Genomic DNA, 22420 nt, shown 5'->3' on the forward strand with positions numbered 1-22420 from the left:
GGCAGGACGGTCGCAGCCGCGGCGCACGATTTTCCTGCAGCGTCCGCGAAGGCGATGTGGTGGAATGGGCTCGACGAGCGAAAGAAGACGCCCATGAGTGTGATCTCCCGCGGTTTCGGCGCACGCAGAAGAGAGTCGAACGACCGGCTTCCTCCCGGCCAGTACCTCACCGAGGACTTCCCCGTGCTGTCGGCGGGGCCGACGCCGCACGTGTCGACGGACGACTGGGAGTTCGCGGTCGTCGGGCTCGACGGCCAGCGGTACACCTGGTCGTGGGACGAACTGCAGGCGCTCCCCGTCGACGCCATCACCACCGACATCCACTGCGTCACCCGCTGGTCCAAGCTGGGCACGCAGTGGCGTGGCGTCGCGGTGGACCACCTGCTGGAACGCGTCGGCGCGGATGGCGCCTTCACCCAGGTGCACTCGTACGGCGGCTACACGACCAACGTGCCCAGGGCCGACCTCACGGGAGGGAAGGCCTGGATCGCGTTCGAGTTCGACGGACAGCCGCTCGCCGCCGAACATGGTGGCCCTGCCCGGCTCCTGGTCCCTCACCTGTACTTCTGGAAATCCGCGAAGTGGGTGCGCGGGCTGACCCTGATGGCGGCGGACGAGCCGGGGTTCTGGGAGCAGAACGGCTACAACATGTACGGCGATCCGTGGAAAGAGCAGCGGTACTGGTGACCGACGGGTCATCGTGGCGGACCGCCACCGTGGTGGAGGCGCGACAGGCCGGCTCGCACGGCCGGATACTCCACCTGCGCGTCTCGGAGTGGCCGGGGAACCTCGCCGGCCAGCATGTCGACGTGCGTCTGACCGCCGAGGATGGCTATCAGGCTGTTCGCTCCTATTCGCTGGCATCCGCGGGGTCCGCGACCACGCTCGAGCTCGCCGTGGACGAGGTGCCAGACGGGGAGGTGTCTCCCTACCTCGTCGAAGATGTGCGCCCCGGCGACCAGCTGGAGGTGCGCGGACCGATCGGGGGCTACTTCGTGTGGACTCCGGAGCGCGAGGGGCCGGTGCAGCTGATCGCGGGCGGCTCCGGCATCGTCCCCCTCATCGCCATGGCCAGAGTCCACGCGCGCTCTGCGAGCGCTGTGCCGATGCGATTGCTCTATTCGGTGCGCGGCCCCGCGGATGCGTTCTACGCCGATGAGCTCGACGGTCTGGCCGGCGACGCGTTCACGCTGGACTGGGCCTACACGCGCACGGTGCCAGAAGGCTTCTCTCGTGCGGCGGGCAGGGTCGACGCTGCAACCATCGCGGCGTCGACGATCGCCCCTGTCGAGCGGCCGACGGTGTTCGTCTGCGGCCCGACGGGGTTCGTCGAGACCGTGGCGGATCTGCTCGTGGCGGCGGGGCATCCGCCGGAGCGGATCCGCACCGAGCGGTTCGGAGGAACCTGATGAGCGATATCCATCCTGGTCGACGCTCCCGTGTCGACGGCAACGCCGCGGGCGGTCGTCTGTGGGAGCTGTTCGGTCGTGACATGACGACCGCTCTGGCGCAGTGCGGGCAGTGCGACAGGGTGGCCGAGCTCGCCGATGCGATCGCCGAGGTGGACGACGCGGGCGTGATCCTGCTCTGCCGCGGATGCTCCCGCATGCTGCTGACCTGTCTGCGCTCAGGTGACGGAGAGCAGCTCGTGATCGGTGCCCTCGCCCGGCTCGAGCTCCGCTGAGAGCGGGAGGCGCTGCGCGCCTGCGTTTCTGGACACCTGTCTAGAAACGGGCGTAGGATCGAACCATGACCCGCGCTGACGCGAACCCCGACCTCGCTGCCGTGCGAGACGGGATCCGGTCCTCGTCCGACCGCCGTGTGACCGCTACGCGCAGCCGCCTGTTCGATGCGGTCCGCGATCTCGCTGCGGAGGGCGCGGAGATCACGGTCCGCAGCGTCACCGAGCGCGCAGGGGTCAGCCGCGCCACCTTCTACACGCATTTCTCCGGCGTCGACGACCTCGCCCTGCACCTGCAGGAGCAGGCGTTCCACGACATCGCGGAAGAGTCCAGGCCGAGGGATGGCGCCGCACTCGATGCGACCCTCATGGAGCGGTCCCAGCGTGCGCTGATCGCGCACTACGCCGCCTACCGCTCTCTCTACGCGGCGGCTTTCGCGGTTGCGGTGCCGCGCGGCGCCGAATCCCGCGTCGCCGAGCTGATGAAGATCGAGATCCTCGCGCACGTGCGCGGCTTCGCGCAGCCGCCCGTGGGGATCGACACCGACATCGCCGCGACCTACATCGCCCACGCAGCCACCGGGGTCATCGCCTCGTGGGTGCTGGGAGAGATCGAAGCGACGGAGGATGAGCTCGCGCGCCACCTGACGCAGCTCATGCCCCGCTGGATGCACACCGGCATCCCTGCGGTCACCGGAGATGCCGATGGCCGACGTCCTGAAGGAGAGAAGCAATGAAGGCAACGCTCGTCCGCGAGATCGGTGCAGGATTCGTCAGCGCAGACATCGACATCGCCGCGCCGATCGGCCGCGAGGTGCTCGTCGATGTCAAGGCCTCCGGCCTGTGCCACACCGACCTCACGATGTCGAAGTACGACCTGGGCAACGCCCTTCCCGGCGTCTTCGGGCATGAGCTCGCCGGCGTCGTCACGCAGGTGGGACCCGCCGTGACGGAGATCGCCGTGGGCGACCATGTCGTCGGCTGCCTGGTGCAGTACTGCGGCGCCTGTGAGAAGTGCCTGTCGGGCAAGGTGTTCCAGTGCCTGCACCCGGAGACGACGCTGCGTGCCGAGGGCGATGCTCCTCGTCTCAGCGAGAACGGTGCCCCTGTCGGTCAGGCCTTCGGGCTGGGCGGCTTCGCGCAGCAGGCCCTGGTGCACGAGAACCAGCTCGTGAAGGTGCCGGACGAGGTGCCCTTCGCGCAGGCCGCGCTGCTCGGCTGCGGTGTCGTCACCGGTGCGGGCTCGGTGCTCAACACCGCCGACGTGCAGGCCGGCGACTCGATCGTCGTGATCGGTGCGGGCGGTGTGGGACTCAACGCCATCAACGGCGCCCTCGTCGCGGGGGCCACCACGATCATCGCGGTCGACATCGCCGACGACAAGCTCGACAAGGCCCGCGAGTTCGGCGCCACTCACGTCGTGAACTCGAAGGAGGTCGACCCGGTCGCCGCGGTGCTCGAGATCACCGGACGTGGCGCCGATGCCGTGTTCGACTTCGTCGGCACCAAGGCCGTCGCCGAGCAGGGCCTCGAGATGGCGGCGCCCGGTGGCGGGCTGTACCTGATCGGCGTGATCGACCCGACATCGCACATCGACGTGCACCAGGTCGGCCTGATCGGATCTCAGAAGCGCATCCAGGGCGTCTACATGGGCTCGACCACGGCCAAGCGCGACATCCCGATGTACGCGAAGCTCTACCTCGAGGGCCGCTTCGAGCTCGACTCGCTGCTGTCGAAGGAGATCGCCCTCGACGAGGTCAACGAGGGCTACGAGTCGCTGCGCGACCCGAACATCACGCGCGTGGTCATCACCTCGTTCTGACGGATTCTGTCGCCGCCTCTCGGCGGGCGCGGGGGCGACAGCCCCTCGCCCGCCGAGACCGTCAAGGCTGTGTTCGCACCTCGACGGTCATGCGATTCCGTGGGTCAGCACCAGCCCGACAGCGCCGAGGGCGGCGGCGTCTCGTCCGAGCGAGCCGACCTGAACGGTGACGCCCGCGTTCGCCGGGAGGGTATGCCTCGCGAAGCTCTCCTCGACAGAGAGTGCGACTCCCTCACGGGCTCTGCTCAATGCTCCGCCGAGGATGATCGCTTCCGGATTGAAGATGTTCGCGAGGGAGCCGGCGGCTCGGCCGACGCTCCGGTACGCATCGTCGAACGCGCGGACCACGGCGGATTCGCCCCGGGCGAGCCGCGCTACCGTATCGCTCCAGGTGAGGCCCTCGGGGTACGGCGACGCCAGTGTGGCGAGAATGGCAGGAACCCCCACCACTGTCTCGAGGCACCCGCGGCTGCCGCATCGACAGATGTTCCCTGGCGATTCGACCACCATATGGCCGAGCTCGCCCGCTGCCCCGGTGGCCCCGGTGACGATCTTTCGATTGAGCACGAGACAACCGCCGATGCCGGAGTGGAGCTTCATGTAGATGAAGCTCGAGTACCCGCGACCGGCGCCCCACAGCATCTCCGAGTAGCAGGACAGGCGGGAGTCGTTGCCGAGGTAGACGGGGCAGGGGAAATGAGACGCTGCGATCTCGAGGAGGTTTCCCGGCCACGGCTGCAGCAGGCTCTCGAGAATCACCGAGTTGGAGGCCTCGTCCACCGGCCCGCCGATGGCGATGCCCAACCCGACGATCTGCTCCCATCCGATCGACCTCTGACGCAGCAGCTGATCGATCATCTCGCGGGCGGCATCGAACCCGTCATCCGATCCGTACGCCGGATAGAGGACGCGCTCCTCCGAATCGAGAACCGCATGGTCCACGGTGGCCAGGATGACGCGAAGCGAACGGAACCCGAAGTCGACGCCGATGACGATTCCTGCGGACGCGTCGAGGTGGAGTGAGGCCGTCGGTCGACCACGCGCACCGACCGCCTCGACCGCCTCGACGAGGATCCCGATGTCGATCAACGCGGAGACCGCACGGGAGGCGGTCGTCCTCGACCACCCGAGGGACTTCATCAAGTCGGCCCTCGTCTGGGCGCCGTTCACGGCGATGTGGTTGACGAGCGTCGTGGCCTGACGACGTGCGCCTTCCGGCAGGGTCGCGAGGGCGGCAATTCCTTTCTGTCGCGACTCATACATAAAGAATCACCATTCTCCGCTTTTCCTGGATGCTCATCGCGCAATTTTGATCCTTGTGGCGCATAAATAGCAACCCTAGGTTGTGATTTGTGTCAACGACGATGAGCAACGTGAACGTACTCGAATCCCGAGATGGGATCGGGGTGCGCGGTCATGTCGGTGCCGGCTTCGAACCCATGGCGACCGCGGTGCTCGCCAATCTCACCGCGGGGGAGGACATCGGGCTGCAGGTCGCGGCCTTCCGCGACGGCGAACTGCTGTTCGACCTGCGTGGTGGATACCTCGACGCGACGCGCACGCGGCTCTATCCGGGCGGGGCGCTCCACCTCACGTTCTCCGTGTCGAAGGCGATGCTCGCCCTGTGTGTGGCGCGCCTGGTCGAAGAATCGCGGCTCTCGCTCGACGTCACAGTCGCCAGCTACTGGCCGGAGTTCGCGCAGTCCGGAAAAGACGCCATCACGGTGCGACAGTTACTCAACCATCAGGCGGGCCTTCCGACCTTCACGCGTGCGATGTCGTTGGAGGACCTGTCGGATTGGCAGCTGTGCGTCGAATCCCTCGCGGCCCAGCCGCCGACGTGGAAGCCGGGCCACGCGCTCGGGTATCACGCGCTCACCATCGGTTTCCTTGCGGGGGAGCTCGTGAACCGCGTGAGTGGAAGCCGACCGCGAGAGTTCTTCGCACGGGAGATCGCTGGACCGCTCGACGCCGACGCATGGTTCGGTGCCCCCGAGGATCGCCTCGCAGATGTGCTCCCGCATATCCCCGGCGGAGCAGCGGAGGACATCGCACGGTGGCGACAGGATCGACTCGACGCCGCACAGACTTTCGTCAGCCAGAGCTACTCGAACCCGCTCATCAGCCTGGCGACGATGGATACTCCCGCCGTGTGGCAGGCCGAGATTCCGGCGGCATCCGTCGTCGCAGATGCGCGTTCGCTGGCTCTGTGCATGTCGGTGGCTCTGCCGGGGCCGACGCAGCTGATCTCGGAAGCGACCGTGTCCGCGCTCACCGGTGCGAGCGCCCAGGGGACGGACCTCGTTCTGGTCGAGCAGCCGTCGCGCTTCGCATCGCTCTTCATGCTGAGCTCGCCGCGCGAGCCGATGCTGAGCCCCTCGAGCTTCGGACACAACGGATTCACGGGATCGCTGGTTTTCGCCGATCGTGAATCCGGTATCTCCTTCGCCTATCTCGGCAACCGCGCCGAACCGGCGTCCACACCTCATTCCCGAGTGTCACGGCTCATGGCCGCGCTTCGTGAGTGTGCCTGAAAGCACCACCAATCCCTCGCAGAAACTCAAAGGAGAGCAATGAACATCACCAGGAAAGCAGCCGTCACCGCGGCAGTACTCAGCGCAGCGGCGCTGGTGCTGAGCGGTTGCGCGGCGGGAAGCAACAGCAGTGACGGCGCGGCATCGGAGACGGAGAAGCTCACGATCATCAACATCTCGGGGCCGGTATCCGATCCGTTCTTCGGCTCGTTCAAGCAGGGCAGCGATGCCGCCGCCGCGGATCTCGGCATCGACTACGAGTACAGCGCATCGAAGGACAACGCCGACCTCGTTCCGACGTACTCGAAGCTCACCGAAGCCGCCATCGCGAAGAAGCCTGACGCGATCGTGATCGGGAACTACTTCCCCGACACCCTCGAGCCGCTGATCGAGAAGGCGGTCGCGGCCGGCATCCCGGTCTTCGTCACCAACTCGGGCCGCGCATCCTGGCGCGAGATCGGCGCACTGGGATTCGTGGGTGAGAATCCTGAGGCGATGGGTCGTGAAGCAGGTAAGGCGGCGGTCGAGGCCGGCGCGACGAACGCGGTCTGCGTCAATCAGATCGCAGGAAACCCGGTGGCGGAGCAGCGGTGCCAGGGGTTCTCGGACGAGATCATCGCCGCCGGCGGCACCGTGCAGGATCTCGTGATCCCCAGCGAAGACGCCACCAACGATCAGAAGGTGCAGCAGGCCATCGCCGGAGTGCTCAACTCGGATCCGGATGTCGACATGATCTTCACGCTCGGCTCCTCGATCGCCACGGCCGCGATCGCAGCCACGAAGCAGGCAGGATCCGAGGCGCAGGTCGGCACGACTGACGTGTCGACGAACGTGCTGAAGTCGATCCAGTCGGGCGAGCTGCTCTTCTCCCTCGACCAGCAGCCGTATCTCCAGGGCTATTACGGGATGCTCATGGCCTACCAGTACCTGAACTACGGTGTGCTGCCCGCCAACGAAGTCGACTCCGGCCCTTTCCTGATCACGAAGGACAACGTCGATGCTGTCCTCGAGGTCAACACCACCTACCCGGGCATCCGCGGCGCTTCCTGAGCCCCGCCCCACTCCTAAGGACGAATCATGACCAACACTCCGGTCGCTCACGTGGATGTCGCGGAGCGGAACTCCTTCACTGGCGCACGCGCACCGTCCAGGATCTATCGCTCGCCGCAGTTCGGGGCTCTCATCGCCGCGATCGGGGTGTTGGTCTTCTTCGCGGCCGTCGCCGGACAGAACGGCTTCCTGACGCCTGCCGCCACCGCGGGCTGGATCAACGCGACCGCCGAACTGGCGCTCGTCGCGATTCCTGTCGGCCTGCTCATGATCGCGGGGGAGTTCGACCTCTCCGTCGGGTCGGTGGTCGGTGCCTCGAGCATCACGGTCGCGCTCGGATCGACGGTCTTCGGATTGCCGTTCCCCGTCGTCGTCGTCGCCGCGCTCGGCGTGGGCGCCCTCACCGGCCTTGTCAACGGTCTCATCGTGAACGCCACGCGGTTGCCCTCTTTCATCGTCACGCTGGCGTCGAACTACATCCTGCTCGGCGTCGCACTCGGCCTCTCCCGCACTCTCGCAGGCGTGAGCACGGTGTCCGTCACGTTCGAGGAACCGTGGGCGACCATGTTCGCCTGGACGTTCCTCGATCTGAACATCACCGTCGTGTGGTGCATCGCGGTGGGACTCGTCGCCTACTGGGTGCTCGCCCGCACCCGCACGGGCGGCTGGATCTACGCCACGGGTGGCAATCTCGACGGCGCGATCAAAGCAGGAGTGCCGACGAACAGGGTCAGACTGACGCTGTTCATCACCTCCGGACTCGGCGCGGCACTCGTCGGCGTGCTCCAAGCCGGCCTCTACCACTCGGGCAACGCGGTCCAGGGCCAGGGATTCGTCTTCCAGGCGCCCATCGTCGCGGTCATCGGTGGGGTGCTGCTCGTGGGAGGGTACGGATCCGTGCAGGGGATCCTCCTCGGCGCCGTGACCTACGGCGTGGTCAGCATCGGCCTGTTCTACACCGGATGGTCTTCCGACTGGCTCTCCGCCTTCATCGGAGGCCTGCTCATCGTCGCCGTGCTCGCGAACGACGCCATCCGCAAATCCGCACTCAAGAGCGGGGGCCGCCTTCGTGCACCCCGCGCAACCTCGAAGGAAGCGCTCTGATGACCACCGCGACGATTCCGGTCCTCGAACTCGAGAACGTCGGCAAGAGCTTCGGCGGCACGCATGCTCTCACCGATGCCACCATCCGCGTCTTCGCGGGCGAAGTGCACTGCCTTCTCGGCGACAACGGCGCGGGCAAATCCACGCTCATCAAGGTCATGTCCGGCATCCATCAGCCCACCTCGGGACGGGTGCTCCTCGACGGCGTCGAGACACCGCTCGTGTCGGCGCGGTTCACGCAGGACCGCGGAATCGCGACGGTGCACCAGGACGTAGGGATGATCCCGCTCATGAGCGTCGCCCGCAACTTCTTCCTCGGTCGGGAGCTGACCCGCGCGCGCGGCCTGTTCCGGCGGATCGATATGAAGCGCGCGCGGGAGATCTCGCTGGAGCAGGTGCAGTCGATGGGCATTCGTCGCGTTCAGGATGCGGATCAGATGGTCGGAACGCTCTCCGGTGGAGAACGACAGGCCCTCGCCATCGCACGAGCCATGTACTTCGGCGCCAAGGTGCTGATTCTCGATGAACCGACCTCGGCGCTGGGAGTGAAGGAAGCGAGCATCGTCCTGAACCAGATCGAAGTGGCGAGAGCGCGCGGTCTCGGGGTCGTCTTCATCACGCACAACGCCAGTCATGCGCTGGCGATCGGTGATCGTTTCACCGTGCTCATTCAGGGTCGCGTCGCCGCCGCGTGGACGCGAGGTCAACGCTCTCGAAACGAAGTCCTCGACCTGATGGCGGGCGGTGAAGTGCTGGATGACCTCTTCGAGAAGGTCACCGGAGAGACACCCGCCTGAGTCGGGCGAACTCCAGGCCAACGGATCTCAACGGTGAGATCCGTGAGAAAGGAAAGATCGATGACACTCACAACCAGGCGCCGGACCTCGTCCATCGCCGTCATACTCAGCGCCAGCCTGGCGGTGGGACTGGGGGCGGCCGCACCGGCGTTCGCGGTCGACAACCAGGTCGTTCCCATCGCGTCGAACATCATCACGACCTATCCGACGGATCCCCTCACGCAGCAGCTCAAGCAGATTCTGGCCAACTCCAACAAGTTCGCCGTGACGACCTGGTGGAACACGACGAAGAACTACGACAGTCAGGTCGCGAACCAGTACCTGAGTTTCGGCGGGACAGATGAGGCCAGCATCCGCCCCGCTGCGGCCGAGGCGATGGCGCTCGCCACCGCCTTGCGCTTCGGCGCCTACGACCCCGTCGCAACGGGGGTGTCGACGGCGGATGCGACGGCGATAACCGTGAAGCTGGCGACCTCGGTGGCCTATCGGCACTTCTCGAACAGTTCCGGTGGGTGGGGGACGAGTTCCGCGCCGACGAGTTGGGGCGGGAACGGATGGCAGTCCTCCCTGTGGGCCAACGCCGCAGGGACCGCCGCATGGTTGTCGTGGGATTCCCTCACGACGACCGACCGCGCCTATGTGCGCACGATGATCGAAGCGGAGGCCAACCGCTACCTCACCTTCTCCCCGCACTACTACCGCAACCTCGCCGGCACTGTGCTCATCCCCGGCGACACCAAGGCGGAGGAGATGGCGTGGGACGGCAACATCCTGCAGTTGGCCACGGCGATGATGCCCAACCATGCGAACTACTCGCAGTGGATGAACAAGAGGGTTCAGCTGTCTCTCGCCGCAGTCGCTCGCCCCGAAGACGTCGACGCGACCAACGGCCCGAAGGTCATCAACGGCAAGCGACTCGACGTCTGGCTCAACGGTTCGAACGCCTTCAACGACGGAACCGTCGTCAACCACGGCATCGTTCACCCGGAGTACCAGACGTTCCCGAGCATCATCCTGTACGGCGCGGTCGACCAGGCGCTCGCCGGACGCCCGGTTCCTTATGCCGACCTGCGGGGATTCCCGGCGTTCTACACCTCGATCGTGAACCAGACGTGGACGGCGGGACCCAAGCCCGCGCAGTACAACGTCGACTCGAGCATCACGCACGCGATCAATGCCCCGGGCGGCAAGGTGTATTCGAGTACGGCGACCGGAGCGACGGATATCACCGACATCTACTTCCCCATGGGCAATGACTGGGGCAACGGCAATCGCGTCAACTTCTTGCAGATGGATGTCTTCGCAGCGACCATTCCGTCGCTCTATGGGCCTCTCGATGCCGGGCTCACCCAGGGCGGGGACTATTGGGCTGCCGTGCACGCTCAGAAGATCCTCAATCAGCAGGCGCGATTCACCGACGGGCACACGTACCTGAACGCGAGTGAGAACAGCTACAGCGGCCGAGAGGAGATGGTGGGGCAGATCGCCGCCTACACCTACCTCGCGCGGCTCCTCGACGCGAACTCGCGATTCTCCGTCACGAACACCGGGTACTGAGCCCACGCACGGGGCCCGAGCGTCTTCACGAGCTCGGGCTTCGTGTGCCGTCATCCCGATCGCGGGCGTGAGAGATTGGGACGGATGACTTCCTCCCACGCGACCGCCCCCGCCCGCACGCTCCTCGTCGGATACGGCAAGCTCGGAGCGCTCCTCGCGCCCCGACTGCACGCTGACGGCGGGGAGGTCATCGCGCTGCGGCGGAGCGACGGGGCACTCCCCGATGGTGTCACCGGAGTCCGGGCCGATCTCTCGGCTCCGCTGTCCGACCCGCTGCCGTCGGTGGAGGCGATGGTGGTGACGCTGCCGCCGAGCGGCCCCTCCGGCTACCGCACGGCCCTGACGCACCTCGCCCGGGTCCTCCCCGCAGCGCCGGCTCGCACGGTCTTCGTGTCGTCCACCGGGGTGTTCGAAGGCTGGGGCGCCGAGCGCCCGATCACCGAACGCGACGATCCGGCGCCCACGTCCGACCGCGCCCTGGAGCTGCGCGACGGCGAGCTCGCGGCCGTCGAGCTCTTCGACGCCGTCATCGTGCGCCCCGCGGGCATCTACGGCCCGGGGCGCGAGTTCCTGATCCGGCAGGTGCGGGAGCACGCGACCGTGAACCACCGCCGCCGCACGAACCGCATCCACGACGCCGACCTCGTGCGCACGCTCGACCTGCTGCTGCGGATGCCGGAACCGCCGCGCGTGCTGCACGCGGTCGACGCCGCCCCGGCTCCTCTCGGAGATGTGGTCGGCTTCATCGCGCGGACCCTCGGGGTGGAGGTGCCGCCGGACGACCCCTCCGCTGCGGCGACCGGCACGGTGCTCGACGGTTCGCTGCTGCGTGCCGTGCTGGGTGAGCTGGAGCACCCGACCTACCGGGAGGGGTACGCCGCGATGCTCGGGCGCTGACACGCGCGATGTGCGCAGGTGCGGTGCGAGGGCACACGCACCCGCAGGACCGATGGGGGATCGCCCCATACCCTCGGGCCTGTCGGCCGCGCACACTGGTCGACATGCGCGTGCAGAAGCGGGGCGACGACAGCCATGACTGGGAGCTCTACCGGGGTCAGGGGCGTGTGGGCATCGAGTGGTACTTCCGGCAGACCACGGCGCTGCCGACCTCGGTGATGCTCTATCACCTCGAACCGGGAGCGGAGGAGGGGCAGCATCATCACTTGGCCGGTGACCCCGACAGCTGCTCGACGACCAGCTCCGATGAGATGTACATCGTGACGCAGGGGGAGGTCGTCGTCACCGCGGGCGCGGAGCGCAGAGCCCTCCGTTCCGGGGATGCGTTCTACGCGCCGGAGGGCATGCCGCACGGCGTGCGGAACGAATCGGATGCCGCGGCGGAGCTCGTGCTCGTGTTCGGTCCGCGCGGACCGCATCCGTTCCCTCAGTCCGGTGTGGAGTCGTTCGATGCCGAGGCGGATCGCTGAGACGCCTCGTCGGCGCGAGCCGCGGTGCGCAGCAGGGCGGTGGCGAGGTCGGGCCACAGCTCGTGAGGGATCAGATGCCCCATGTCGGGGTGCACCTGCAGTTCGGCGCCCGGGATGGCCTCGGCGATGTCGACCGCCGACGCCCAGTGCAGCACGCCGTCGTCTCGGCCGTGGAAGACGAGCGTCGGCACGGTCACGGACGTGAGTGCCTCCAGCCGCTCGGGTGCGCGGAGCAGGGCGGCCCACTGCCGTGCGTAGCCCTCGGGATAGTTGCCCCGGTCGTAGGCCTCACCCGCCTTCGCACGATGCCATTCGACCTGCGGGTCGTACCGACCGCGGGTATCGGCGCGCACGGCGGCTTCCGCGAGGTCCATCGACTGGGCGCGCGTGAGGCGCACCGGAGCCTCGCCGAGTTCGGGCCGTTCGCCGTGGAGCACGTACCGAGGGGACTGTCCGGGGATGGTCGACAGCAGTCCCAGACTGCGGATGCGCTCGGGATGCTCGATCGCCAGCATCTGCGCCATCATCCCGCCCATCGAGTGCCCGGCGACGTGGGCGGAGTCGACACCGAGGTCGTCGAGGATGCGCAGCACGTCTTCCGCCATGTCGGACAGCGTGTAGCCGCCGTCGACCTCGTCGGCGCTGCCGAACAGCGCCGAGTATCCGGTGTCCCGGTTGTCGAAGCGCACCACCCGCAGACCGCCGTCGGTGAGCATCGCGATGAAGCGCTCGTCCCAGCTGAGCAGCTGGGCTCCGCCCCCCGATACGAGCACGAGCACCGGCGCATCCTCGGCGCCGAAGACCTCGTAGTACAGGCGCACGTCGGCGGAATCGGTGTAGGGCATGCTCTCTCCTCGCGCGCCGGGGACTCGGGGTCCGCGCTTCGATCGGTGGTGCGAGCCTAGGTCGCAGCGGCGCATCCGGTCATGTGACATCGCCCTACTGCGTATCGTCCGCGGTGTGCGCTGGCTCCATTCTGGCGGTGCGGGGTCGAGGACTCAGCTGCTGCCGAGCAGGCGCACGCGGCAGGCGAGCTCCACGGCGAAGCGGGCGTCGGGGTCGCTGAGATCGATGCCCAGCAGCTCCCGGATGCGGCGCAGGCGATACGCCACCCCGTTCGGGTGCAGCATCAGCTCCCTGCCGGCGCCGACGAGCGAGCCCTCATGCGCGAGGTACACCAGCAGCGTGCGCACCGAGGTCAGGGCCCGTTCGGGGCCGAGCTCATCGAGCGGGCGGAGCACGTCGTGCAGCAGCTCTCGGCTGATCGGCGAGGCGTACACGTCGAGCAGCACACGACGCAGCCCGGTCACGTCGGTGAGCTCGACACCGCCGAAGCGTCCGGCAGCGATCGCCGACTCCGCGGCGATGCGGGCCTCGGCGGCTGAGTGCCGCACGCCGAGGGCGCCCAGCTGCGGGGTGCCCAGCCCGAGCGTGTAGGTCCAGTCGCCGCCCGCGAGCTCCTGCGCCTGTCGTTGGATGAGCATCGCGACCTCGCGCACACGGCGCTGGTGGTCCCCAGCGCCGTGTTCCTCCGTGCACACGAGCATCAGGTCGTCCTGCAGGAACGCGGCGTGCCACATCTCCTCGCGCGCCTCGACCAGCTGCAGCGTGAACAGCTCCAGCGCGGGTTGGACGCTGCGCGGCGCGCGCGCCTCCGGGTCGCTCGGGCGGGTCGGAGCGAGCCAGGCGACCACGTGCGACTGCGGCAGCGGCAGGCCGAGCCGGGCCGCGCGGCCGACGAAGCCCTCCGCCCTGGTCGAATCGGCGAGCACCAGCTCCACCAGCAGATCGGCGCGCGACTGCGTGGGTGCGTAGCGGTCTCTGCTCTGGCGCTGCGCCACACGGGAGAGCAGTGACGCGATCACGGGCAGCGAGACCTCGGTGGCGGCATCCGTGCTGCGGGCGACGAGGCGGCCGATCGGCACTTCGCCGATGAAGACCGCGTCGGTGTCCGTCCACGACACGGCGGGGTCGGATTCGAGGGAGAGCTCGGTTCCCAGCACGCCGCCGGCGGCCGCGAGGATGCTCTCGGTCGTGCTGTCGGTCTGCGATGCGGCGGCGGTGGCCGCCGTCACGGCCTGCGCTCCCCGCATCATCGCCTCGGACGCGCCTCCCGAGATCGCGCGGTCGATGATCTTCGCGAGATCGGCGGCGCCGAGACCGGAGGCGGAGAAGACGGGCACCCCGCCGCGGTCGGCGAGCACCGTCGCCGTCTCGGCCAGGGCGAGCGAGGCGATGAACACGATGCCGGCCAGCCCGCGCGCGCTGGCCTGACGCAGAGCGACGTCGATGCGGAAGGGCGGTGGCTGCTCCTCGCCGGGGATGATCGCCAGAGTGCCGGCGGCGACCGCGTCGAGTCGATCGACGGCGGCGAGGTCCACGCGGGCGATGGCGCGGTCGTCGACAGGGCCGGCGACGAGGCGGAGCCCCAACCGGTCCGCGTCATCATGAAGATCTCGCAGCGAGTACTGTGCCATCCGCACAGTATCGCTCGAATCACTGGATTCTGGGAACATTGTCTGGACGTCGAGGCCTCCGTACGGTGAACACATGGCCCAGATATCTCCCGCCGCACGCACGTCGGCGCCGATCACCCGGATCACCGCGGAGGACGTCGCCGCACTCGGGGTCGGCACCGCGATCTTCGGCACCGGTGGTGGCGGCGCCGTGTACACCTCGCAGATCATGGTCGAGAAGGCCCTGCGCGAGCACGGCCCCGTCCCGCTGGTGACGGTGGATGACCTCGGACCCGATGACGTCGTCATCCTGATGTCGGGGATCGGCGCTCCCACCGTGGGGATCGAGATGCTCTCGGCCACGGGGCAGATCCACGCGCTGCTCGCCGAGGCGGAGCAGCTGCTCGGGCGTCGGGTGACCACGCTGATGGCGGCGGAGATCGGCGGCGGCAACGGCGTGCAGCCGATCGGCTGGGCGGCACGACTGGGACTCCAGGTGCTCGACGCCGACGGCATGGGCCGGGCGTTCCCCGATGCCGCGATGGTCGCCATGAACGTCGCCGGCGTCCCCTGCGCCTGGGCGGTGCAGAGCGACGTCGTCGGCAACATCTCGGTCATGAAGACCGTCGACCTCCACTGGCTGGAGCGGCACGCCCGCGCCCTCACCGTCGCCAGCGGCTCCATCTGCATCGGCGCGCACTACCCGATGACCGCGGACACCGTGCGCGGGGCCGTCATCGAGGGAACCGTGAGCGCCTCGATCCGGGTCGGCCACGCGCTGATGTCGTCGTCCGATCCGGTCGCCGCTGTCGCGGAGGAGCTCGATGCGCGCGTGCTGATGACCGGCAAGATCACCGACCTCGACCGCCGCACCGCCGGAGGTTTCGTGCGCGGCTCGGTGACGATCACCGGCACGGGCGCCGACCGCGGCCGCCTGCAGAGGCTGGAGCTGCAGAACGAGAACCTCCTCGTGCTCGAAGACGGGGAGGTGCTGGTCAGCGTTCCCGACCTCATCACCATCATCGATGCCGAGACCGGGCACGCGATCACCACCGAGATGCTCCGCTTCGGCCAGCGCGTCTCGGTGCTCGCGTGGGCCTGCGATCCGATCTGGCGCACGCCGCGGGGGATCGAACTCGCCGGCCCCGCCGCCTTCGGCTACGACCTCCCCTACGTCCCGTTCGAAGGAGCCGTCCGATGACCGCGCGTGACCTCTCCATCGGCGTCGACGTCGGCGGCACCAACACCGACGCCGTCGTGCTCGACGGCGACGGCGCGGTGCTCGCCTGGACGAAGCGCGCCACCACGGATGACATCACCGGCGGCATCCGCGCCGGCATCCGCGATGTGCTCGCCACGCTCGGTGACGACCGTTCGCGCGTCTCCCGGGTCATGCTCGGCACCACGCACGCGACGAACGCGATCGTGCAGCGTCGCCACCTCGACCGGGTGGCGATGATCCGGCTCGGCGCACCGGCGGCCACCGAGTATCCGCCCCTGACCGGCTGGCCGGACGACCTCGTGCGCATGGTGCTCGCGGGCTCGGCGATGCTCGGCGGCGGCCACATGGTGGACGGTACCCCGATCTCGCCACTCGACCGCGACGGCATCCTGCGCTTCGTCGACGGTCTCGACGGCTTCGATGCCATCGCCGTCGCAGGGATCTTCAGCCCGTCGTCGCCCGAGCAGGAGCTGGAGGTCGCCGAGCTGCTCCGTGCGCACCTCGGGCAGGACACCCGCGTGTTCCTCAGCCAGGACATCGGGCCGATCGGCCTGCTCGAGCGGGAGAACGCCACGCTGCTGAACGCCGCGCTGTACAGCGTCGCCCGCTCGGTCACCGAGGCGCTGGTCACCGTCGTGGCCGAGGAGGGCCTGAACGCCACGACCTTCTTCGCCCAGAACGACGGCACGCTCATGTCGCTCGACTTCGCCGCCCAGTACCCGGTCCTGACCATCGGCTCGGGGCCGGCCAACTCCATCCGGGGCGCCGCCTACCTGTCGGGCCACGACGACGCGATCGTGATCGACGTCGGCGGCACGACCTCCGACCTCGGTGTCGTCGTCGGAGGATTTCCGCGCGAGTCGACCCTGCCGCGCGACATCGGCGGAGTGCGCACGAACTTCCGCATGCCGGACGTGCTCAGCGTCGGCATCGGCGGCGGCACCGTGATCGACGTCGCCTCCGGGCGGGTCGGACCCGACTCGGTGGGATACCGCATCGACCGGGAGGGGCTGCTGTTCGGCGGCTCGACCCCCACGCTCACCGATGCCGCGGCGCTCCTCGGCTCTCCGGTCGCCGGGCGCACCCTGCCCGCGCTCGACGGCACGATGACCGCCGCCCTGGAGAACGCGCTCGCCGTCGTCGCCGACCGTCTCGAGGAAGCGGTCGAGCGCCTGTCGCTCGGGCGGATGGACATCCCCCTGGTCGTGGTCGGCGGGGGCGGGTTCCTCGTGCCCGATCGCCTCGCGAGCGCCGGACGCATCCTGCGCCCCGACCACGGCGGCGTCGCCAACGCCGTCGGGGCCGCGATCTCGCTGGCGGGAGGACGCGCCGACCAGATGGCCCCGATGGGGGACCGCGAATCCGCGATCGAACAGGCATCCGAGGCGGCCATCGCGAAGGCGATCCAAGCCGGTGCCGATCCGCTGCAGGTGTCGATCGTCGACGTGCTCGAGACGCATGTGCCGTACACCGCCCGCCCGACCGTCAACGTGACCGTCAAGGCCGCCGGACCCCTGGCCCGGCTCTCCGCCGACGCCGTGGTCCGTTGACCGCTCTGCTTCATCCCCGCACCCGATAAGAGGAGATCGCTATGAAACGCAGTACCGCAGTACCCGTGGCCGCCGTTCTCTCTGCGCTCGCGCTGACACTGACGTCCTGCGCGGGTTCGACCGATCCGTCGACCCCGTCCGAGGGGGACTTCGTCTCCGGCGGCACCTTCGTGACCGCGGTCGGCGACGACCCCGGCGACCTGAACCCGTTCACGGCGGTGTCACCCGACACCCTCGCTGTCGTCAGCCTCGCCTACGAGTCGCTGATCGCCGTCACCTCGGACGGGGAGCTCGTGCCCTGGCTCGCCGAGAGCTGGGAGGAGACGGGCACCGAGGTCGTCTTCACCCTGAAGGACGGCATCACCTGCTCCGACGGCTCCGAGTTCACCGGGCAGACCGTCGCCGACAACCTGAACTACAACGCGGACCCCGCCAACGCGACGTTCTCGTACGGGTCGGTCATCGACGAGAAGATCTCCGCTACGGCCGACGGCGCCACCGTCACGGTCACGAGCACCGAGAACAACCCGTTCCTCGCCGTCAACGTCGGCACCATCATGCTGGTCTGCGACGCCGGGCTCGCCGATCCGACGACCCTCTCCGATGCGTCCGACGGCACCGGCCTGTTCAGCCTCGACGACGTCAAGCCCGGCGACACGTACACGTTCGCCAAGCGCGACGACTACACGTGGGGCCCCGGTGACGTCACCAGCGAGACGGCCGGGCTGCCCGACACGATCCAGGCGCGCGTCGTCACCGACGAGAGCACCGCGGCCAACCTGCTGGTCTCCGGCGAGATCAACGCCGCGACCATCTCGGGCGCGGACCGGTCGCGTCTCGACGGGGCCGGCCTCACCCACACGGGCGTGCGCAACCCGGTCGGCATGATCCTGTTCAACGAGAAGGAGGGGCGTCCGTTCGCCGACCCGCTCGTGCGTGAGGCGCTGTCCATCGCGATCGACCGCGACGAGGTCGGCACGGTCATCGCCGACGGCGAAGGTCTGGAGTCGATCTCGCTCGTGACCAAGAACCCGCTGCTGTGCGTCGCCGACAAGCCGGAATGGACCCTGCCTGACACCGACCTGGATCGTGCCGCTGAGCTGCTCGACGAGGCCGGCTGGGCGCTCGGGTCCGACGGCCTCCGCTACAAGGACGGTGCGCCGCTCACCATCAAGTTCGTCTACAACGCGCCGACCTCGACGCACGCCGCAGCGGCGGAACTCGTCAAGCAGACGTGGGACGGCCTGGGTGTGACGACGGAGCTCTCCGCCAACGACGCAGCGGCCTGGTCCGAGCAGCTCTGGTCGACCTTCGACTGGGACACCGGCTGGGTGCAGATCGCGCCCGGCGGGCCCGTGGTGCTGTCGACCTTCTTCGACGGAGCCACCCCCGACCAGGGCGGTCTGAACTTCATGTGGGTGGACAACCCGGAGTACTCGGCTCTCGCCGCCGAAGCCTCCAGCGCCACCCCGGATGACACCTGCGGGATCTGGCAGGATGCCGAGAAGGAACTCATCGAGCGCTTCGACGTGTTCCCGGTGATCGACAACATCCTGCCGACCTACCAGGCCGGTGCGATCTTCGATCAGCCGAACTTCATCCAGCCGACCTCGATCCGGATGCTGGGCTGACATCATGACGACGACTCCTCCTCTCGCGACCGCCGGAGTGGCCGACACCAGCACGGCCGCCCTGGCGGCGCGGGTGGAGGAGCGCCGCCTGCGGCGGGGACTCTCCCCGCGGACAGCCTTCCTGCTGCGCCGACTCGGCCGACTGGTCATCTCGCTCGCCGTCGTGATCGTCGCGTCCTTCCTGCTGATGTACCTCGTGCCGGGCGACCCCGTGCGCGCTGCGCTCGGGCAGAGCGCGACACCGCAGCTGGTCGAGGCCACGCGTGCGCAGCTCGGGCTGGACCGGCCGATGTGGGAGCAGTTCTTCCGCTTCATCGGCGGGCTCTTCACCGGTGACCTGGGCACCTCGGTGCGGCTGCAGCGCCCGGTGGCCGATGTCATCGCGCAGCGGTTCCCCACCACCCTGCTGCTCGCCGTGCTCGCATTCGTGATCGCGGTCGTCGGCGCGCTGCCCGCCGGGATCGGCGCCGCGGTGCTCGCCCGCTCCGGTCGGCGCCGCGGACTGTCGCTGGCCGTCTCCGCCGTGCTCGGCATCCTGATCGCCGTCCCCAGCTTCCTGGTGGCGGTCGGGCTGATCTCGCTGTTCGCGGTGCGGCTGGGGTGGCTCCCCGCGGCGGGCTGGGGGAGTCCGGCCGAGGCCGTGCTGCCGGTGATCGCGCTGGCGATCGGCCCCATGGCCTACCTGGTGCGCATCGTCCAGGTCGAGATGCTCGCGGTGCTCGACACCACCTACATGACCACGGCGCGGGCCAAGCGCCTGCCGCGGCGGGTGATCCACCTGCGCCACGCGCTGCCGAACATCGTCACCGCGACGCTGACGGTCGGCGGTCTGATCCTCGCCGGTCTCACCGCGGCGACCGTGCTGATCGAGACGGTGTTCTCGATACCGGGGCTCGGCACGATCATGGTCTCCTCGGTCGGCGCGAAGGACTATCCCATGGTGCAGGGCGTCGTCATCGTCTACGCACTCATCGTGCTCGGGGTGAACCTCGTCGTCGACGTGACCCTCGCCACCATCGACCCCCGTTCCTCGATCACGGAGGGCTGAGTCATGTCACCGCGCAAGAAGCTCCTGAACCCGACGGCGATCGCCGCCATCGCCGGCAGCGCGCTGCTGGTCTTCCTCGCCGTCGCCGGCCCCGCGATCTGGGGAGCGGCCGCCGAGACCACCGACGTCTCCTCCCGACTGCTCCCCGCCAGCGCGGCGCATCCGTTCGGCACCGACGAACTCGGCCGCGACGTGCTCGCCCGCGTGCTCACGGCCACTCGGCTCACGCTGCTGCTGACCCTCGGCGCCACCGCCATCGCACTGATCGGCGGCATCGTGTTCGGCCTGGTCGCCAGCATCCTGCCGAAGCATCCGCGGCGGTGGTTCACCGGTCTGCTCGACATCCTGCTCGCCTTCCCGTGGCTGCTGATGGTGCTGTTCTTCACCGTCATCTGGGGCGCGACGGCGACCGGTGCGATGCTCGCGATCGGCTTCGCCGGCATCCCCTCGTTCGCGAGGCTCGTCTACAACCTCGCCGCCTCCGTATCGGGGCGCGACTACGTGCGCGCCGCCCGTGTCGTCGGCGTCGGGCCGATCGGCATCCTCGTGCGTCACGTGCTGCCGAACATCGCGAACCCGTTCTTCGTCAACGCGGCGGCGACCGCGAGCGTCACGCTGCTGTCGTTCGCGGGGCTCTCGTTCCTCGGGCTGGGGGTGCAGGCCCCGGAGTACGACTGGGGACGGATGCTGCAGGAGGGCATCCTGCGCATCTACGTCAACCCGCTCGCCGCGATCGGCCCCGGCATCGCGGTCGTGCTCGCCGGGCTGGTGTTCACGATGCTCAGCGAGGCGGTCGCCGGCTCGCGCGGGCAGGGCTGGCGTGCCGTCGCCGCCAGGGCGACGGGTGCGGTGACCCTCACCCCGCGCCGCCGCCAGGGGACGGTGGCGCCGACGTCGTCCGCCACCGGGACGATCGCCGAGATCACCGACCTGCGGATCGCCTTCCCCACGGACGACGGCGTCGTCGAGCGGGTGCACGGGGTCGACCTGCGGATCGCTCCCGGCGAGGTCATCGGCATCGTCGGGGAGTCCGGGTCCGGGAAGTCGCTCACCGCGATGGCGCTCGCCGGGCTGCTCGGCGACGATGCCCGCATCACCTGCTCCTCCCACCGCTTCGACGACCTCGACATGACAGGCGCGCTCACCGCGTCCGATCGCGCGCGGCTGGGGGTCGAGCTGGGCATGATCTTCCAGGATCCGCTCACCTCGCTGAACCCGGCGCTCACGATCGGTCGGCAGCTCACCGAAGTGCCAGAGGTGCACATGGGCATGCGGCCGCGCGAGGCCAGGGCCCGGGCGGCCGCGGCGCTCGACGCGGTCGGGATCGCGGATGCCGCTGCGCGACTGACGCAGTATCCGCACGAGTTCTCCGGCGGCATGCGTCAGCGGGCGATGATCGGCATGGCGCTCACCGGTCGCCCGCGGCTGATCATCGCCGACGAACCCACCACCGCGCTCGACGTCACGGTGCAGCGGCAGGTCATGGGCGTGCTGCGGAGGGCGCAGGAGGAGACCGGCGCGGCCATCGTCTTCATCTCGCACGACATCGCCTTGGTCTCGGCCTTCTGCGACCGGGTGATCGTGATGAAGGACGGTCGGATCGTGGAGACCCTCTCCGCCGGTCGCATCCGCGACGAGGCACAGCATCCGTACACGAAGGCGTTGATCGCGTGCCTTCCCGACATGACCAGCGACCGCACGAAACCGCTCCCGGTGATCCCGGCGGAACTGCTCCCCGAGGCGCTCGAACAGGAGGTGTCCGCATGAACGCACTCGAGATCGAGGACCTCAGCGTCCGCTACGGCCGCACGCGGGTGGTCGAGCGGGTGAGTCTCGCGGTACCCCAGGGCCGCACCGTGGGGTTGGTCGGGGAGTCCGGGTCGGGCAAGAGCACGATCGCGGCGGCCGCCGTCGGTCTCGTGAAGCCCGAGTCGGGGTCGATCCGCGTCGACGGCGCCGAGGCGACCGGCGGGAGCGGGGCCGCGCGCGCCGCACGTCGCCGGATGCAGCTCGTGTTCCAGGATCCGTTCTCCGCGCTGGACCCGCTCATGCCGATCGGCGATTCGATCGCCGAAGCGCTGCGGGCCACCGGACGTCGTTGGACGCGTGCCGAGCGGGTGGCCCGGGTGCGGGAACTCCTCGCCATCGTGCATCTCGACCCCGACCGCGCTGACGAACCGCCCGCCGCGTTCTCGGGCGGGCAGCGGCAGCGGATCACGATCGCCAGGGCGCTGGCGGGCGAGCCCTCCGTGCTCATCGCCGACGAGGTGACCAGCGCGCTCGACGTCTCGGTGCAGGGGGCGATCCTCAACCTGCTGCGCGAACTGCAGGACCGACTCGGACTGTCGATCCTGTTCATCTCGCACAACCTCGCCGTCGTGCGGTACATCAGCGACGAGGTGTGCGTGATGCGTCACGGCCGGCTCGTCGAAGCCGGCCCGACCGAGACGCTGCTTGCGAATCCCGCCGACCCCTATACGAAGGAGCTGCTCGACGCGGTTCCGGTGCTGGGCGAGCGGATGCGCTTCGGATGACCGGGCG

At 68.8% G+C, this 22420-nt stretch carries 22 protein-coding genes; 19 read left to right on the top strand and 3 right to left on the bottom strand.

Annotation, left to right across the window (positions count from 1 at the left end; all coding sequences use genetic code 11):
• The first annotated feature begins 93 nt into the window (after positions 1–93).
• The 5 genes from ACIOVG_RS08810 (at position 94) to ACIOVG_RS08830 (ending at position 3503) form a co-directional block, all read left to right on the top strand.
• Positions 94–687: a sulfite oxidase-like oxidoreductase gene (locus ACIOVG_RS08810; RefSeq protein WP_400871697.1), complete on the top strand. Its 594-nt coding sequence runs from the start codon at positions 94–96 to the stop codon at positions 685–687.
• Positions 684–1409: a ferredoxin reductase gene (locus tag ACIOVG_RS08815; protein WP_400871700.1), complete on the top strand. Its 726-nt coding sequence runs from the start codon at positions 684–686 to the stop codon at positions 1407–1409. Before ACIOVG_RS08810 ends, ACIOVG_RS08815 begins: the two co-directional genes overlap by 4 nt.
• On the top strand, positions 1409–1684 hold the full coding sequence (locus ACIOVG_RS08820) for a DUF6510 family protein (RefSeq protein ID WP_400871703.1): 276 nt from the start codon (positions 1409–1411) through the stop codon (positions 1682–1684). Before ACIOVG_RS08815 ends, ACIOVG_RS08820 begins: the two co-directional genes overlap by 1 nt.
• Before the next feature lie 65 nt (positions 1685–1749).
• On the top strand, positions 1750–2418 hold the full coding sequence (locus ACIOVG_RS08825) for a TetR/AcrR family transcriptional regulator (protein WP_400871706.1): 669 nt from the start codon (positions 1750–1752) through the stop codon (positions 2416–2418).
• Positions 2415–3503, top strand: coding sequence for a zinc-binding dehydrogenase (locus tag ACIOVG_RS08830; RefSeq protein ID WP_400871709.1), 1089 nt, complete (start codon positions 2415–2417; stop codon positions 3501–3503). Before ACIOVG_RS08825 ends, ACIOVG_RS08830 begins: the two co-directional genes overlap by 4 nt.
• Before the next feature lie 87 nt (positions 3504–3590).
• Here the strand turns inward: ACIOVG_RS08830 and ACIOVG_RS08835 are convergent, their stop codons facing one another.
• A complete protein-coding gene (locus ACIOVG_RS08835; protein ID WP_400871711.1) occupies positions 3591–4592 on the bottom strand; it encodes an ROK family protein in 1002 nt (333 codons plus the stop codon).
• Between ACIOVG_RS08835 and ACIOVG_RS08840 the strand changes: the two genes are divergently transcribed.
• From ACIOVG_RS08840 to ACIOVG_RS08875, 8 genes are all read left to right on the top strand, one after another.
• Positions 4582–4704: a hypothetical protein gene (locus ACIOVG_RS08840; protein ID WP_400871714.1), complete on the top strand. Its 123-nt coding sequence runs from the start codon at positions 4582–4584 to the stop codon at positions 4702–4704. The two genes, ACIOVG_RS08835 and ACIOVG_RS08840, sit on opposite strands and share 11 nt — an antisense overlap.
• A 172-nt stretch (positions 4705–4876) precedes the next feature.
• Positions 4877–6037 (top strand): serine hydrolase domain-containing protein, encoded by a 1161-nt coding sequence (locus ACIOVG_RS08845; RefSeq protein WP_400871717.1) that lies wholly within the window; start codon positions 4877–4879, stop codon positions 6035–6037.
• Positions 6038–6076: 39 nt separating this feature from the next.
• Positions 6077–7087 carry a sugar ABC transporter substrate-binding protein gene (locus ACIOVG_RS08850; RefSeq protein ID WP_400871720.1) on the top strand — a complete coding sequence of 337 codons (1011 nt, stop codon included), beginning with the start codon at positions 6077–6079 and terminating at the stop codon, positions 7085–7087.
• A 27-nt stretch (positions 7088–7114) separates the two neighbouring features.
• Positions 7115–8191: an ABC transporter permease gene (locus ACIOVG_RS08855; protein WP_400871723.1), complete on the top strand. Its 1077-nt coding sequence runs from the start codon at positions 7115–7117 to the stop codon at positions 8189–8191.
• Complete coding sequence (locus ACIOVG_RS08860; protein ID WP_400871726.1) at positions 8191–8988, top strand: ATP-binding cassette domain-containing protein; 798 nt, start codon at positions 8191–8193, stop codon at positions 8986–8988. Before ACIOVG_RS08855 ends, ACIOVG_RS08860 begins: the two co-directional genes overlap by 1 nt.
• A 60-nt stretch (positions 8989–9048) precedes the next feature.
• Positions 9049–10545: a hypothetical protein gene (locus tag ACIOVG_RS08865; protein ID WP_400871729.1), complete on the top strand. Its 1497-nt coding sequence runs from the start codon at positions 9049–9051 to the stop codon at positions 10543–10545.
• A gap of 84 nt (positions 10546–10629) precedes the next feature.
• Positions 10630–11442 (top strand): hypothetical protein, encoded by an 813-nt coding sequence (locus ACIOVG_RS08870; protein ID WP_400871732.1) that lies wholly within the window; start codon positions 10630–10632, stop codon positions 11440–11442.
• A 104-nt stretch (positions 11443–11546) separates the two neighbouring features.
• On the top strand, positions 11547–11972 hold the full coding sequence (locus tag ACIOVG_RS08875) for a cupin domain-containing protein (protein WP_400871735.1): 426 nt from the start codon (positions 11547–11549) through the stop codon (positions 11970–11972).
• Here ACIOVG_RS08875 and ACIOVG_RS08880 read toward each other — a convergent pair.
• Both ACIOVG_RS08880 and ACIOVG_RS08885 read right to left on the bottom strand, forming a co-directional pair.
• Positions 11930–12907, bottom strand: coding sequence for an alpha/beta fold hydrolase (locus ACIOVG_RS08880; protein WP_400871738.1), 978 nt, complete (start codon positions 12905–12907; stop codon positions 11930–11932). The genes ACIOVG_RS08875 and ACIOVG_RS08880 overlap by 43 nt on opposite strands.
• 63 nt (positions 12908–12970) lie before the next feature.
• Positions 12971–14449, bottom strand: a complete 1479-nt coding sequence (locus ACIOVG_RS08885; RefSeq protein ID WP_400871741.1) for a PucR family transcriptional regulator — start codon at positions 14447–14449, stop codon at positions 12971–12973.
• Positions 14450–14522: 73 nt separating this feature from the next.
• On the opposite strand from ACIOVG_RS08885, the gene ACIOVG_RS08890 reads away from it, so the two are divergent.
• From ACIOVG_RS08890 to ACIOVG_RS08915, 6 genes are read left to right on the top strand one after another with little or no spacing between them, the layout of a single operon-like run.
• Entirely contained in the window at positions 14523–15629 is a 1107-nt protein-coding gene (locus ACIOVG_RS08890) for a DUF917 domain-containing protein (RefSeq protein WP_400871744.1), read from the top strand.
• On the top strand, positions 15626–17200 hold the full coding sequence (locus ACIOVG_RS08895) for a hydantoinase/oxoprolinase N-terminal domain-containing protein (protein WP_400871747.1): 1575 nt from the start codon (positions 15626–15628) through the stop codon (positions 17198–17200). The genes ACIOVG_RS08890 and ACIOVG_RS08895 overlap by 4 nt, the downstream gene beginning before the upstream one ends.
• 41 nt (positions 17201–17241) lie before the next feature.
• Positions 17242–18831, top strand: a complete 1590-nt coding sequence (locus ACIOVG_RS08900) for an ABC transporter substrate-binding protein (protein WP_400871750.1) — start codon at positions 17242–17244, stop codon at positions 18829–18831.
• Positions 18832–18835: 4 nt separating this feature from the next.
• Complete coding sequence (locus tag ACIOVG_RS08905; protein WP_400871754.1) at positions 18836–19879, top strand: ABC transporter permease; 1044 nt, start codon at positions 18836–18838, stop codon at positions 19877–19879.
• A 3-nt stretch (positions 19880–19882) separates the two neighbouring features.
• Entirely contained in the window at positions 19883–21646 is a 1764-nt protein-coding gene (locus tag ACIOVG_RS08910; protein ID WP_400871757.1) for a dipeptide/oligopeptide/nickel ABC transporter permease/ATP-binding protein, read from the top strand.
• Positions 21643–22413, top strand: a complete 771-nt coding sequence (locus tag ACIOVG_RS08915) for an ABC transporter ATP-binding protein (protein ID WP_400871760.1) — start codon at positions 21643–21645, stop codon at positions 22411–22413. The genes ACIOVG_RS08910 and ACIOVG_RS08915 overlap by 4 nt, the downstream gene beginning before the upstream one ends.
• Positions 22414–22420: the final 7 nt, after the last annotated feature.

Origin of the sequence: Microbacterium sp. NPDC087591 (genome assembly GCF_044743625.1) — a bacterium.
Lineage (GTDB): Bacteria > Actinomycetota > Actinomycetes > Actinomycetales > Microbacteriaceae > Microbacterium.

What these genes read in the sequence shown, in the direction of transcription:
- ACIOVG_RS08810 (WP_400871697.1), top strand. Translation starts at nt 94, where the DNA reads ATGAGTGTGATCTCCCGCGGTTTCGGCGCACGCAGAAGAGAGTCGAAC.
- ACIOVG_RS08820 (WP_400871703.1), top strand. Translation starts at nt 1,409, where the DNA reads ATGAGCGATATCCATCCTGGTCGACGCTCCCGTGTCGACGGCAACGCC.
- ACIOVG_RS08825 (WP_400871706.1), top strand. Translation starts at nt 1,750, where the DNA reads ATGACCCGCGCTGACGCGAACCCCGACCTCGCTGCCGTGCGAGACGGG.
- ACIOVG_RS08830 (WP_400871709.1), top strand. Translation starts at nt 2,415, where the DNA reads ATGAAGGCAACGCTCGTCCGCGAGATCGGTGCAGGATTCGTCAGCGCA.
- ACIOVG_RS08840 (WP_400871714.1), top strand. Translation starts at nt 4,582, where the DNA reads ATGTCGATCAACGCGGAGACCGCACGGGAGGCGGTCGTCCTCGACCAC.
- ACIOVG_RS08850 (WP_400871720.1), top strand. Translation starts at nt 6,077, where the DNA reads ATGAACATCACCAGGAAAGCAGCCGTCACCGCGGCAGTACTCAGCGCA.
- ACIOVG_RS08855 (WP_400871723.1), top strand. Translation starts at nt 7,115, where the DNA reads ATGACCAACACTCCGGTCGCTCACGTGGATGTCGCGGAGCGGAACTCC.
- ACIOVG_RS08860 (WP_400871726.1), top strand. Translation starts at nt 8,191, where the DNA reads ATGACCACCGCGACGATTCCGGTCCTCGAACTCGAGAACGTCGGCAAG.
- ACIOVG_RS08865 (WP_400871729.1), top strand. Translation starts at nt 9,049, where the DNA reads ATGACACTCACAACCAGGCGCCGGACCTCGTCCATCGCCGTCATACTC.
- ACIOVG_RS08870 (WP_400871732.1), top strand. Translation starts at nt 10,630, where the DNA reads ATGACTTCCTCCCACGCGACCGCCCCCGCCCGCACGCTCCTCGTCGGA.
- ACIOVG_RS08875 (WP_400871735.1), top strand. Translation starts at nt 11,547, where the DNA reads ATGCGCGTGCAGAAGCGGGGCGACGACAGCCATGACTGGGAGCTCTAC.
- ACIOVG_RS08880 (WP_400871738.1), bottom strand. Translation starts at nt 12,907, where the DNA reads ATGTCACATGACCGGATGCGCCGCTGCGACCTAGGCTCGCACCACCGA.
- ACIOVG_RS08885 (WP_400871741.1), bottom strand. Translation starts at nt 14,449, where the DNA reads ATGGCACAGTACTCGCTGCGAGATCTTCATGATGACGCGGACCGGTTG.
- ACIOVG_RS08890 (WP_400871744.1), top strand. Translation starts at nt 14,523, where the DNA reads ATGGCCCAGATATCTCCCGCCGCACGCACGTCGGCGCCGATCACCCGG.
- ACIOVG_RS08895 (WP_400871747.1), top strand. Translation starts at nt 15,626, where the DNA reads ATGACCGCGCGTGACCTCTCCATCGGCGTCGACGTCGGCGGCACCAAC.
- ACIOVG_RS08900 (WP_400871750.1), top strand. Translation starts at nt 17,242, where the DNA reads ATGAAACGCAGTACCGCAGTACCCGTGGCCGCCGTTCTCTCTGCGCTC.
- ACIOVG_RS08905 (WP_400871754.1), top strand. Translation starts at nt 18,836, where the DNA reads ATGACGACGACTCCTCCTCTCGCGACCGCCGGAGTGGCCGACACCAGC.
- ACIOVG_RS08910 (WP_400871757.1), top strand. Translation starts at nt 19,883, where the DNA reads ATGTCACCGCGCAAGAAGCTCCTGAACCCGACGGCGATCGCCGCCATC.
- ACIOVG_RS08915 (WP_400871760.1), top strand. Translation starts at nt 21,643, where the DNA reads ATGAACGCACTCGAGATCGAGGACCTCAGCGTCCGCTACGGCCGCACG.